This window comes from Allokutzneria sp. NRRL B-24872, from assembly GCF_002155965.1.
In the GTDB taxonomy this organism is placed as follows: domain Bacteria; phylum Actinomycetota; class Actinomycetes; order Mycobacteriales; family Pseudonocardiaceae; genus Allokutzneria.
The window spans coordinates 1-10,904 of the sequence record NZ_MUMH01000084.1 but is presented as its reverse complement, the minus strand read 5'-3'; the positions used below and the strand labels follow the sequence as shown (position 1 = coordinate 10,904).

Below are 10,904 nucleotides of genomic sequence, written 5' to 3'. Positions count from 1 at the left end.
CGGGTTCAGTGCCGCGAGACCTCGATGGGTGGGACCAACGGCTCTGCCTGCTTGCCGAGACCGCCTGGCGGGAGGGGAGCGGGGCGGGGCAGCACGACGGCGACCGGGCAGCCAGAGTGCCGCAGCACATCCCTGCTGACGGAGCCGAGCACGGCGGCGGCCAGTGCCGTCCTGCGGTGCGATCCCAGGACGACCATGGAGGCATCGCGCGAGCGCCGCACCAGCTCCTCGGCGGGGTCGCCGCCGCAGAGCACGGGGATCACCCACACCTCCGGGAACCGCTCCGACAGCCCGGCCAGCGCCTCGGCCAGCACCCGGCGTTCCTCGTCGCGGACCAGCGGGCGCTCAGCCCGGTCCAGCGGCGTGGGCCAGCAGTGCACCGCGTAGAGCCGCCTGCCCGTGCGCGCGGCCTCGGTCACCGCGAACTCCACCGCGGCCCGGGAGACCTCCGTGCCGTCCACACCCACGACCACGGGTCCCTCCGCGGTCGGTTTTTCCAGCTGCGGCAAGGTGATCACGGGCGCGGCGGAGAGCCGGATCAGCTTCCGCGCCACCGAGCCCAGCACCACATCGGCGAAACGGCCCTGGTCGTGAGTGCCGACGACGAGCAGTTCCGCGTCGCGCGACTCCTCGGCGAGCACCGCGACCGGATCGCCGTCGGCGAGCCGGGTGGTGACCGACAGGGCGGGGTGCGCCGAGCGGACATCGGTGACCGCCGCCCGCAGCACCGACTCGCCGCGCACGCGCGGACCGAAAACGAGGTCCGGCGCGTAGTCCGCCCGGGAGGCGCCGAACCACGGCGATTCCTGGCACACGTGGACCAGGCGCAACGCGCTCCCGCGCCGCACCGCCTCGCCCGCCGCCCAGCGGACGACCGGCCCGCGGTCCAGGAACGGGGAGACCCCGACCACGATCGTTCTCACCGCACGCCCTCCCGCCACTCGTCCCGGTCGAACTCCAGCTCGTCCTGCACGTCGACCACGCCGGGCACCGCTTTCACCAGCTCGATCGCGAGCTCGGCGGCGCAGCGCCCGTCGACCCGGCCGCTCAGCGTGACCACGCCGTCGCGCGCGAACACCCGCACACCGCTCATGTCGGCCCACAGGGTCCGCCGGATGACCTCCCGTTCCAGCTCCGTCACCAGCTCGGCGTCGGTGCGCAGGAACGGGCGCAGCAGGTCACGCCGGGCGAGCACACCGATCAGCCGACCGCGCTCGTCGACGACGAACAGGCGGCGGTGCCCGGAGCGGGACAGCAGCTCAGCTGCCGCGCTCACGTCCGAGTCCGCGTCGACGGTCGCCGGGCGCGGGGTCATCGCCCCGCCCACGGTGCGCGCCCGCGCCCGGTGTCGGGAGTGCCGGCGCAGCCAGCTGTCGAGCACCGACGTCGGCTCGCCCCGGTGGACCTCCTTGGCAAGGAGATCGGCCTCCGAGAGCACGCCGACGAGCGTTCCGGAGCCGTCGACGACGGGGAGGGCGCTGACGCCGTGCCTGACCATGAGGCCGGCGGCGTGGGTGAACGGGGTCCTCGGGGTCGTCGTGATCACGTCGGTGGTCATGACGGACCGAACGGTGGGCTTGCGCATGGCGGTCTCCTGGCACTCATCTGTCCACTGTGGACTTCTGGAGGGCCGTCACGGAGCCGGGCCCGCATCACCGGCCCCGCGACGGTGGTCAGTGCTCCGTGGTGTTCACCGGGATGCGCCGAGACTCCCCGGTGTTCTTGACGGGCACGCGGACGTCGAGGATTCCGTTGGTGTAGGCCGCCTTCACGTGCTTGATGTCGGCCCCGGACGGCAGCCGGACGGACCGGGCGAAGCTGCCGTAGCGGAACTCGCTGTGCCGCCTGTCGTGCTGCTCCTGCTCGCGGGTCGCCGAGATCGTCAGCACACCGTCGTTGGCGGTCACCTCGATGTCCCGTTCAGCGTTCATGCCCGGCAGCTCAGCGCGGACCACGTAGGCGTCCTCGTCGAAGTACTCCTCGACGTGCACCGTGTTGGCTCCGAACGGCCAGCTCCCGTCGAACAGCTCCAGCAGCTCGGGAAGCACCGAACGTGCTCCCCGACGTGTGATCGCCGTCATCGAGATCCTCTCCCTTCCGGTGGAACGATGGGCATCCGCGTTCAGCACACCGCTCGCCCCGCGCCGCCCGCGAGAGCCCGAGTCCTCCACCGGCTGAGCCGAAAGTCCCTGCCCCGCCGGGTCGCTCGCCGCTTCCGCGCGCCCCCGCGCGGGGCGGACCGTTGAGGGATGAGCGCCGAGCCGATCCTCACCGTGAACGTGGGGTCCAGCAGCATCAAGCTGTCCGTGGTGGTCGACCGGGACGGGGTCAGGTGGCGGCGACAGCTGCGCGGACCTGAGGAAGGCGGGCTGGCCGCGCTCCCCGCCGCGCTCGCGCAGGCACCGCCGGTGGCCGCCGTCGGGCACCGGATCGTGCACGGCGGAGCGCTGCACGCCGAGGCCACGCTGATCACCGACCGGGTGCGCTGCGAGCTGATCGACCTCGCCGCGCTGGCGCCGCTGCACCAGCCGCCCGCGATCGCGGCCGTGGACATCGTGCGCGGCCACTGCCCCGGGCTGCCCGCGGTCGCCTGCTTCGACACGGCGTTCCACCGCGATCTGCCCCAGGAAGCCGTCGAGTACCCCCTGCCACCGGCTTGGCGAGCCCGCTACGGCCTGCGCCGCTTCGGCTTCCACGGCCTCTCCCACGGCTACGCCGCGCGCCGGGTGTGGGAGCTGGTCGGCGGCGCGAGCCGGACCGTGGTCTGCCACCTGGGCTCCGGGGCCTCGCTCGCCGCGGTGCTCGACGGCACGTGCGTGGACACCACGATGGGCTTCACCCCGCTCGACGGGCTGGTGCAGGGAACCCGCTGCGGCGCGCTGGACCCCGGCCTGGTGCTGTGGCTGCTCGAGCACGGCCGCCTCCGTCACGCCCAGGTCGCCGACGGGCTCGCGCACCAGTCGGGGCTGCTCGGGCTCGCCGGGACGGCCGACATGCGCGAGATCGCGCGACGCCGTGGCGAGGGTGATGAGAACGCGGAGCTGGCGGTGGGCGTGTACCTGCACCGGCTGTGCGCCTCCGTGGCCGGCATGGTCGCCGCCCTCGGCGGGATCGACGTGCTGGTGTTCACCGGCGGTGTCGGGGAGAACGACGCCGGGTTGCGCGCCGAGGTCGCGCAACGCCTGTCCTGGCTCGGGCTCGGCATTGACGAACGGGCCAACGCCGAGGCGGTGCGCGGTGTCGAGGGCGAGATCTCCTCGGCGGGCAGCCGGGTGCGCACCGCCGTCGTGCGCGCGCGGGAGGACGTGGAGATCGCCGCGCAGACCCGCGCCGTGCTCGGAGCCGATGCCCGTCCCCCCTCGGGTCCTTCGCCCCTGTCCACTCCCGCCGGGCGGTCCGAGGATCGAAGCATCACAAGGACATCCGTCTAGGGAGGCCGTCGTGGTCGAGCGAGTCGTCGTCGGAGTGGACGGCACGGAGGCGGGCGGGCGAGCGCTGGCGTTCGCCGTCGAGGAGGCACGGGTGCGCCGCGCCCCGCTGGAGATCCGCCACTGCTGGCAGGCGCCGAGGGAAGCGACCGCGCCGTCCGGGACGGTCATGCCGATCGTGTCCCTCGGCGCCAGGCCCACCGCGACGGCCGAGCGGCTCGTGGCCGCGGCGTGGGAACGAGCCGTCACGGTGCTGCCCGCCCACCAGGTCCACGCGGAGCTGCTGGAGGGCCCGGCGGGCGCGGCGCTCGCCGAGCTGGTCACCCCCGCCGACGTCCTCGTCGTCGGGGCCAGGAGCACCCACCGGCTGGCCGCCCGCTGGCTCGGCTCGACGGCGAGCCGGGTGCTCAACGAGGCGCCGAGCGCGGTCGTCGTCGTGCCCCCGCGCACCACCACCACCACCACCACCCCGGCCGAGCGGCCGTTCGCCGGGCACGTGGTGCTCGGTGTGGCGCCGTCGACGGCAACCGCCGCCGTGCTCCGGCTCGGGTTCGCCGAGGCGCGTGCGCACGGTTGGCCGCTGGCTGCCGTGCACGCCGCGCCGAAGGCCGACCTCGACTCCGCCATCGACGAGCGGACCCTGGAGGTCCGGCTCAGCCCGCTCCCGCCGGAGTACGGCTACCTCCAGCGGGTCCTGGAGCACTGGCAGCACAGCGATCCCAGCGTCGAGGTCCGCCGCGCGGTGTTCCACGGCCCCGCCCCCACCGCGCTGGCCCGCGCCGCTGTCGGAGCCCGGCTGCTGGTCGTGGGGCGACCCCACCGCAGTGGGCTGCGGCGCGGGATCGAACCGCTGGCCGAGCGCCTGGTCGCCCGCTGCCTCTGCCCGGTCGCCGTCACCCCGCTCGCCTGAAACCCGTTGCCTGACGCTCGTTGCTGATGTCACTGAGAGGACAGATCGTCATGTCGAAGAGCACCAAGCCCATCGTCGTCGGGGTGGACGGATCGGAGTTCAGCGTCCAGGCGCTGCGCTGGGCGATCCACCAGGCCCACGGCACCGGCGCCCCCGTCACCGCCGTGATGGCGTGGCAGCCCTACGCCATCACCCCGTCCACGCTGCCGATGCCCGTACTCGAACCGAGCGTCTCCGAAGCCGAATCCCGCGGCCTTCACGCCGAACTGGACGCCATCGTCGAGCGAGCCTCGACCGGGCTGCCGGAGGTCCCCGTGCGCACCGAACTCATCGCGGGACCGGCGAGCAAGGTGCTCGTCGACGCCTCCCGCGACGCACGGCTGCTCGTGCTCGGCAGTCACGGGCGCGGCTACCTGGTCACCGCCCTGATCGGCTCGGTGACCCTGTCCTGCGCCCGCGACGCCCGTTGCCCGCTGCTGGTGCTGCCGCCCGCCGTGGCCCGTGAGTCCGGTGCGGCCGAACGCGAGCTGGCGCAGGGTACTTCGGCCCGCTGACCCCGTACCGCCCGGCTCTGGGATCGCTCGTGGCGCATCACGAAACTCGTTGGTGCACAACGACTTCCAGGAGGCGAACATGACCGTGCGGGTGGGCATCAACGGATTCGGCAGGATCGGAAGGGCGTTCCTGCGCTGTGTCACCGACTCCCCGGGCTCGGGCATCGAGGTCGTCGCGGTCAACGACCTCGCCAGGATCGACACCCTGGCATATCTGCTGCGCCACGACTCGACCTACGGCCCGTGGGAGCGCAAGGTCGAGCACGACCAGCACACGATGGTGGTGCAGGACCAGCCGATCAGGGTGACCAACGAGGTGGTCCCCGGTGACATCGACTGGAAGGCGGTCGGCGCCGAGGTGGTGATCGAGGCGACCGGCCGCTTCCGCACGCGCGAGGCCGCCGCCGAGCACCTCGTCGCGGGAGCCCGCAAGGTGCTGATCTCCGCCCCTGGCAAGGACTGCGACGCCACCGTCGTGGTCGGGGTCAACGACGAGGACTACGACCCCCTCTCCCACGACATCGTCTCGGCCGCCTCCTGCACCACGAACTGCCTGGCGCCCATGGTCGCGGTGCTGGACCGCAACTTCGGTGTCCGCAACGGGTTGATGACCACCCTGCACAGCTACACCGGTGGCCAGCACCTGCTCGACAACGCGCACAAGGACCTGCGCCGCGGCCGCTCCGCCGCCGTCAACCTCGTTCCCACCACCACCGGCGCGGCCAAGGCCATCGACACGGTCCTGCCCTGGTGCTCCGGCCGAATCGGCGGCCTCGCGGTGCGCGCGCCCGTCGTGGACGGCTCGCTCACCGATCTCACCGTCGAGCTGACCGAACGCGTCCCCGTCGCGGAGATCAACGACGCCTTCCGAACGGCGGCCGAGGGCTGGCTGTCCGGGGTGCTGCGCTACAACACCGATCCGATCGTCTCCAGCGACATCATCGGCGACCCCGCCTCCTGCGTCTTCGACGCCACCCTCACCCAGGCCCGCAGCACCCTGGTGAAGGTCTTCGGCTGGTACGACAACGAATGGGGATACACCAACCGGCTGGTGGACCTGGTCGGCAAGCTGCTGCCGACCGTCTGAACCACCGATGACGGGCCTTCTCGGGGCACGTCCGTTCAGCACCGGTGGGTCCAGTCCCGCTCCACGCGTTCCCACTCCGCCTGCCACGCGCTGAGCCGCCCGCGGTCCAGCGCCAAGCGCACGGCACCGTGGAGCAGGACGCGGAGCCCACCGATGATCACGAGAACACCGACCGTGACAGACGCCATCCACCTGAGTGCCGCTCCGGTCGACGGCGGCGGGGCCGGCCGTCCCGCGGAGTCGAGCCACATCGTGACCCTCGCACCCGTTCGGGCTCCGCCGGGTGCGAGGACGTCTCCGCTGCGCGGCGTCCCGTCCGCCGTGGTCCACCGAGCGTGCACTTCCTGTGAGACGTCCTGCTCCAGCACGGCCGTTGCCTGTCGGGTGGCCGTGCCGCTCAGGCGTTCGTGCGCGACGGTGCCGGGGAGCAACGCCGGCGGAACCGTCATCAGCGCGCACACCGCCACCACGTGGACCTCTCCGGCAAGCAAAGGTCCTTGTGCCCTGGGGCGGCGGCAGCAGGTCACCGAGGCTGGAGGTGAAGGCCGACCACACCGGGGAGAGCGCATGAGCCCGCACCGACCGACCAGCTTCGCCCACGCGGAGAACACCGCCCACCACTGGCTCGCCACGATCGCCGACCACCTCGGCACCACCGACTCGCACCTGACCTACCGCTGCACCCGCGCGTGGCTGCACGCCGTTCGCGACCACCTGGGCGTGAACACCACCGCGAACCTCGCCGCCCAACTGCCCGAGCTGCTGCGCGGGGTGTTCTACGAGGGGTGGGAGCCCAGCCGGGTGCCCTCGCCCCAGGACGCCACCGGCTTCGCGACCGAGTTCGTCCTCTCCGCGCGCGTCTCCACCGCGCAGGCCGCTGACACCCTCGCCGCCATCACCAGGGCGCTGCGCTCGCTGCTGGCGCCCGGCACGCTCAACCACGCGATCGCCCAGCTGCCCAAGGGAATCCGGCTGCTCGTCGACTGCTCCCCCGAGCCGCCGGCGCGCGAGCCCCGGCGCTCCCCCGGCACCCAGGACCGCATCGAGCGCTTGGAGAACGACGTGCGCACGCTCGCCGAGGCCGTCCACCTGCTCGCACGCGGCGTCGAGGGCAACGGTGTCGAGGGCAACGGTGTCGAGAGCGGTGGCACCGAGGGCGGTGACGTCGGGCACGCCCCGCCGACCCGCCAGGCCCGGCAGGCGCTGCTGGCCATCGGCCACCCCGAGCCCGTCGCCGAAACCTTCCCCGCGCGCTGAACCACCGCGGCGGATGAGCTGAACGGGTCGTTGCGGGCGCCCACCGCCCCGAACGACCCGTTCAGCTCGCTCAGCGCAGCACGAGGGTCGTTCGCTCGCGATACGGCCACCTGCGGGGAGTCAGTCGCTGACGCTGAACGCGCCGCGCCCCCGTGTCCGAACCACAGCCACGCCGGGGATGACATCGGCCAGCCGGTGCACCACCTCGCGCTCGGACTCGTCGCGGAACTCACCGGTCACGGTCACCACCGGGCCGTCGACGTCGATGTCCCAGCGGCGCTCCGGGCCCCAGTAGCCGTCCAGGAGGTAGCGCACCCGCACGGCGATGCCGCCACCGTCGTCCGTCAGCGCGCGCATGATGTCGCGCCGGCTGACCATCCCCAGCACCTCGCCGTGGTCGGAGACGACGGGAACGCTGCGCAGCCGCCTCTCGAGCATCGCGGTCGCCAGGTCGTCGACCTCGACCTCGGCGCTGGTGGTGAAGACGTTCACGGTCATCACCTCCGCCGCGGTGCGTAGCCGCCGCGTCCCGGGAACCGTCCTGGCGCGCACGATGTCGCCCTCACTCACGACGCCCATGATCGACCCCCCGTCGCCGACCACTGGGACCGCAGCGATCCCCTTGCGTCTCAACATCTTCGCAACACGCGTGAGGCTCGTCCCCGGCGCGACGCACACGGCGGGGGAACTCATGATCTCCGCGACCCGCACGGCTCAGCGCTCCACCGGGCGGAACGCCCGCCGCGCGCACACCGCGCTGACCGAGCCGCTGACCGCCTGGCGGGCAGCGCCACCGCGGTGCCTGCCGACCACGAGCATCGCCACACCCTCCACGATCTGGGACCCCATCCACTGCGCCATCGCCGTTCCTTCCTCTCCCCACCGAGGCTAGGAAGGCGGGGGCGGCGGTGTCAGGGCACGAAGTCCCGACCGGCGCGGCGGAAGTAACGTCGCGCGGACAGGGACTTTCGCCCCTGATCGGAGGATTGCCACCGTCGGTACCGTGCTGGAGAAGGTCCCACTCGGCGGCACGGAGGCGTTTCGGCATGACCACCAAGGTGTTCCTGGTCGATGACCACGAGATCGTGCGGCGCGGGATCGCCGACCTGCTGGAGACCGAGCCCGGCTTCGAGGTCGTCGGCGAGGCGTCCTCGGTGGCCGAGGCGCTGGCCAGGATCCCGGCCTGCTCGCCGGATGTCGCCGTGCTCGACGTACGGCTGCCCGACGGCGACGGCATCCAGCTGTGCCGGGAGCTGCGCTCGCGGCTGCCGGAGCTGAACTGCCTGATGCTGACCTCCTTCGGCGACGACGAAGCCCTGTTCAACGCGATCATGGCCGGTGCGTCCGGCTACGTGCTCAAGCAGGTGCTGGGCACCGACCTGGTCACCGCCATCGGCACCGTCGCCGCAGGCCAGTCACTGCTGGACGCCCGCGCGACCACCGCACTGCTCAACCGCATCCGCCGCGAGCAGGAAACCGTCGACCCGCTGCGCGAGCTCTCCGAACAGGAGCGCACCGTGCTGGAGCTGATCGGTGAGGGCCTGACCAACCGCGAGATCGCCGGTCGGATGTACCTGGCCGAGAAGACGGTGAAGAACTACGTCTCACACCTGCTGGCCAAGCTCGGCATGTCCCGCCGCACCCAGGTCGCCGTGCTCGCCACCGAGCTGCGCACCAAGCACCAGCCGGGTCGCTGAACGATCAGGTTCAGGTCAGGGGCACGCGCCAGGTCAGGCGCGTGCCCCCGCCCGGCTGGGTGGACAGCACGGCCGTTCCGCCGCAGCTGCGCGCGCGCTGCTCCAGGTTCGCCAGCCCGCTGCGCGCCACCCCGTCCGGGACGCCGACGCCGTCGTCGATGACCTCGATCACGAAGTCCTCGGTGGCCTCGGCGGTCACGGTGATCGCCGAGGCGTGTGCGTGCCGGACGGCGTTGCTGACCCCCTCCCGGACCACCGCCTCGGCGTGCTCGGCGATCTCCGGCGGCACCAGCGTGTCGACCGCGCCCGCCATCCGCACCGAGGGCGCGGGCCCGCCGGCCGCCGACGCCTCGGCCGCCACGTCCAGCAGGCGCCTGCGCAGGCTCTCGGGGTTCTCCTCCCCAGCGGTGTGCAGGTCGAAGATCGAAGTTCGGATGTCGCGCACGGTCTCATCCAGCTGGTGCACCACCTTCTGGATGCGTGCGCGCGCCTCGGGCTGGTTGACCAGGCGCAGGGTGCCCTGCAAGGTCATGCCCGAGGAGTACAGCCGCTGGATCACGTGGTCGTGCATGTCCCGCGCGATGCGGTCCCGGTCGGCCAGCACGTCCAGCAGCCGCTGCGCGCGCTGGGTCTCGGCGGCCTCCAGGGCGAGCGCGGCCTGGTCGGCGAAGGAGGCCAGCACCGGCACCTGCTCCGGCTCGAACTGCGCGCCGCCCTTGTCCCGCACGGCCAGCAGCACACCGCTGATCCCGGCAGCGGTCCGCAGCGGCACCGCGAGCGCCGGTCCCAGCAGGTCCGCGTGCTCTCCCAGATCGGCGTCGAGCGATCCGGCGAGATCGGGCACCAGGCTGGTCCCGCCGGAGCGGAAGACCTCCTCGATCGAGACAGCGGTGGTCGTGATGGTGGCGCCCAGCAGCCGCCCGGTCCGCTCCCCCGCGGCCGTTCGCGCGGTCAACCGGCCGTCACCGTCGGCGAGCAGCACCAGCACGCCGTCGGACTGGGACAGCTCGGTCGCCCGCTGGGCCACCAGGCGCAGCGCGTCGTCGGTGGAGGCACCAGCCAGCAGCTCAGCACGGATCTCCGAGGAGGCCTCCAACCAGCGCTGGCGCATCCTGCCCTGCTCGAACAGGCGGGCGTTCTCGATCGCCACACCCGCCGCCGCCGCCAGCGCCTGGAGCACGACCTCGTCGTCGGCGGTGAACTCCCCTCCGCCCTCCTTCTCGGTCAGGTAGAGGTTGCCGAAAACCTCCTGCCGCACCCGCACGGGAGCTCCGAGGAAGCTGCTCATCGGCGGGTGGTTGGCCGGGAAACCGACCGAGGCCGGGTGACTGCCCAGGTTCGGCAGCCGGATCACCTTCGGGTGCTCGATCAGCAGCCCCAGCAGGCCCCGTCCCTCAGGCAGATGCCCCATCCGCGCACGCTGCTCGGCGCTGATGCCGACGTAGACGAACTCCGACAGGCCCTCGCGCTTGCCCAGCACGCCCAGCGCGCCGTACTTCGCGTCGACGAGGTCCACAGCGGCCTGCACGATCCGCTGCAACGTCGAGTCCAGCTCCAGCCCTGTCCCCACCGCGAGCACCGCGTCCAGCAGTCCTTGGATGCGGTCGCGGGTCTTGACGATCTCGGCGAGGCGGTCCTGCACCTCCTTCAGCAACTCGTCCAGCCGCAAGCCAGTGAGTCCGGCGCTCGGTGGTGGGTTGTCTGCGGGCGGCATGGCTGACTCCTCGTGACGGCGGGGCTCAGCCTGGCACGTCCCGCGATGATCGCCAAGTCCTGCCCCTGATGGAGTAATTCCCTGGTAGCAGAGGACTTTCGGCCATGGTTTGCACGGATGGAGCACGCGCATCGTTGAGGCGGAAACGTTCGCGACCCAGTTGAGTAGGTGCACGACGATGGACGAGGCGACCACGGCGTTCGGCCTGACCACGACGGAGATCGACGGGGCGAGCGAGGCCAGTCGGAGCGCCCCGT

At 72.4% G+C, this 10,904-nt stretch carries 13 protein-coding genes; 6 read left to right on the top strand and 7 right to left on the bottom strand.

The features are described 5' to 3' along the window. Positions 1 to 5 precede the first annotated feature (5 nt). The 3 genes from CCN37_RS21815 to CCN37_RS21805 form a co-directional block, all read right to left on the bottom strand. The gene (locus tag CCN37_RS21815; RefSeq protein WP_168200787.1) at positions 6 to 923 is read right to left on the bottom strand and encodes a universal stress protein; all 918 of its coding nucleotides are present in this window, start codon (positions 921 to 923) and stop codon (positions 6 to 8) included. Further along, positions 920 to 1,585 carry a CBS domain-containing protein gene (locus CCN37_RS21810; protein WP_086824061.1) on the bottom strand — a complete coding sequence of 222 codons (666 nt, stop codon included), beginning with the start codon at positions 1,583 to 1,585 and terminating at the stop codon, positions 920 to 922. The genes CCN37_RS21815 and CCN37_RS21810 overlap by 4 nt, the downstream gene beginning before the upstream one ends. Positions 1,586 to 1,673: 88 nt before the next feature. Further along, positions 1,674 to 2,081 carry an Hsp20/alpha crystallin family protein gene (locus tag CCN37_RS21805; protein WP_086824059.1) on the bottom strand — a complete coding sequence of 136 codons (408 nt, stop codon included), beginning with the start codon at positions 2,079 to 2,081 and terminating at the stop codon, positions 1,674 to 1,676. 168 nt (positions 2,082 to 2,249) lie between these two features. On the opposite strand from CCN37_RS21805, the gene CCN37_RS21800 reads away from it, so the two are divergent. The 4 genes from CCN37_RS21800 to gap all read left to right on the top strand — a co-directional run bounded on the left by CCN37_RS21800 (position 2,250) and on the right by gap (position 5,979). Further along, a complete protein-coding gene (locus CCN37_RS21800) occupies positions 2,250 to 3,431 on the top strand; it encodes an acetate/propionate family kinase (RefSeq protein WP_086824057.1) in 1,182 nt (393 codons plus the stop codon). 10 nt (positions 3,432 to 3,441) lie between these two features. Beyond that, entirely contained in the window at positions 3,442 to 4,338 is an 897-nt protein-coding gene (locus tag CCN37_RS21795; protein ID WP_168200786.1) for a universal stress protein, read from the top strand. Between the two features lie 50 nt (positions 4,339 to 4,388). Beyond that, the gene (locus CCN37_RS21790) at positions 4,389 to 4,892 is read left to right on the top strand and encodes a universal stress protein (RefSeq protein WP_168200785.1); all 504 of its coding nucleotides are present in this window, start codon (positions 4,389 to 4,391) and stop codon (positions 4,890 to 4,892) included. Between the two features lie 79 nt (positions 4,893 to 4,971). Further along, positions 4,972 to 5,979 carry a type I glyceraldehyde-3-phosphate dehydrogenase gene (gene gap / locus CCN37_RS21785; RefSeq protein ID WP_086824090.1) on the top strand — a complete coding sequence of 336 codons (1,008 nt, stop codon included), beginning with the start codon at positions 4,972 to 4,974 and terminating at the stop codon, positions 5,977 to 5,979. Positions 5,980 to 6,014: 35 nt separating this feature from the next. Here gap and CCN37_RS21780 read toward each other — a convergent pair whose 3' ends face one another. Further along, a complete protein-coding gene (locus CCN37_RS21780) occupies positions 6,015 to 6,428 on the bottom strand; it encodes a hypothetical protein (protein WP_143261728.1) in 414 nt (137 codons plus the stop codon). Between the two features lie 118 nt (positions 6,429 to 6,546). On the opposite strand from CCN37_RS21780, the gene CCN37_RS21775 reads away from it, so the two are divergent. After that, entirely contained in the window at positions 6,547 to 7,236 is a 690-nt protein-coding gene (locus CCN37_RS21775; protein ID WP_086824048.1) for a DUF2267 domain-containing protein, read from the top strand. A 120-nt stretch (positions 7,237 to 7,356) separates the two neighbouring features. Here CCN37_RS21775 and CCN37_RS21770 read toward each other — a convergent pair whose 3' ends face one another. Both CCN37_RS21770 and CCN37_RS39130 read right to left on the bottom strand, forming a co-directional pair. After that, entirely contained in the window at positions 7,357 to 7,929 is a 573-nt protein-coding gene (locus tag CCN37_RS21770) for an HPP family protein (protein ID WP_143261727.1), read from the bottom strand. A gap of 21 nt (positions 7,930 to 7,950) precedes the next feature. Continuing rightward, positions 7,951 to 8,097, bottom strand: a complete 147-nt coding sequence (locus CCN37_RS39130) for a universal stress protein (protein WP_143261726.1) — start codon at positions 8,095 to 8,097, stop codon at positions 7,951 to 7,953. Between the two features lie 185 nt (positions 8,098 to 8,282). Here CCN37_RS39130 and CCN37_RS21765 point away from each other — a divergent pair, with 185 nt between their 5' ends. Further along, positions 8,283 to 8,933 (top strand): response regulator transcription factor, encoded by a 651-nt coding sequence (locus CCN37_RS21765; protein WP_086824045.1) that lies wholly within the window; start codon positions 8,283 to 8,285, stop codon positions 8,931 to 8,933. A gap of 10 nt (positions 8,934 to 8,943) precedes the next feature. Here the strand turns inward: CCN37_RS21765 and CCN37_RS21760 are convergent, their stop codons facing one another. After that, the gene (locus tag CCN37_RS21760; RefSeq protein WP_086824043.1) at positions 8,944 to 10,647 is read right to left on the bottom strand and encodes a GAF domain-containing protein; all 1,704 of its coding nucleotides are present in this window, start codon (positions 10,645 to 10,647) and stop codon (positions 8,944 to 8,946) included. Positions 10,648 to 10,904: the final 257 nt, after the last annotated feature.

What these genes read in the sequence shown, in the direction of transcription:
- CCN37_RS21810 (WP_086824061.1), bottom strand. Translation starts at nt 1,585, where the DNA reads ATGCGCAAGCCCACCGTTCGGTCCGTCATGACCACCGACGTGATCACG.
- CCN37_RS21805 (WP_086824059.1), bottom strand. Translation starts at nt 2,081, where the DNA reads ATGACGGCGATCACACGTCGGGGAGCACGTTCGGTGCTTCCCGAGCTG.
- CCN37_RS21800 (WP_086824057.1), top strand. Translation starts at nt 2,250, where the DNA reads ATGAGCGCCGAGCCGATCCTCACCGTGAACGTGGGGTCCAGCAGCATC.
- CCN37_RS21790 (WP_168200785.1), top strand. Translation starts at nt 4,389, where the DNA reads ATGTCGAAGAGCACCAAGCCCATCGTCGTCGGGGTGGACGGATCGGAG.
- gap (WP_086824090.1), top strand. Translation starts at nt 4,972, where the DNA reads ATGACCGTGCGGGTGGGCATCAACGGATTCGGCAGGATCGGAAGGGCG.
- CCN37_RS21780 (WP_143261728.1), bottom strand. Translation starts at nt 6,428, where the DNA reads ATGACGGTTCCGCCGGCGTTGCTCCCCGGCACCGTCGCGCACGAACGC.
- CCN37_RS21775 (WP_086824048.1), top strand. Translation starts at nt 6,547, where the DNA reads ATGAGCCCGCACCGACCGACCAGCTTCGCCCACGCGGAGAACACCGCC.
- CCN37_RS21770 (WP_143261727.1), bottom strand. Translation starts at nt 7,929, where the DNA reads ATGAGTTCCCCCGCCGTGTGCGTCGCGCCGGGGACGAGCCTCACGCGT.
- CCN37_RS39130 (WP_143261726.1), bottom strand. Translation starts at nt 8,097, where the DNA reads ATGGCGCAGTGGATGGGGTCCCAGATCGTGGAGGGTGTGGCGATGCTC.
- CCN37_RS21765 (WP_086824045.1), top strand. Translation starts at nt 8,283, where the DNA reads ATGACCACCAAGGTGTTCCTGGTCGATGACCACGAGATCGTGCGGCGC.
- CCN37_RS21760 (WP_086824043.1), bottom strand. Translation starts at nt 10,647, where the DNA reads ATGCCGCCCGCAGACAACCCACCACCGAGCGCCGGACTCACTGGCTTG.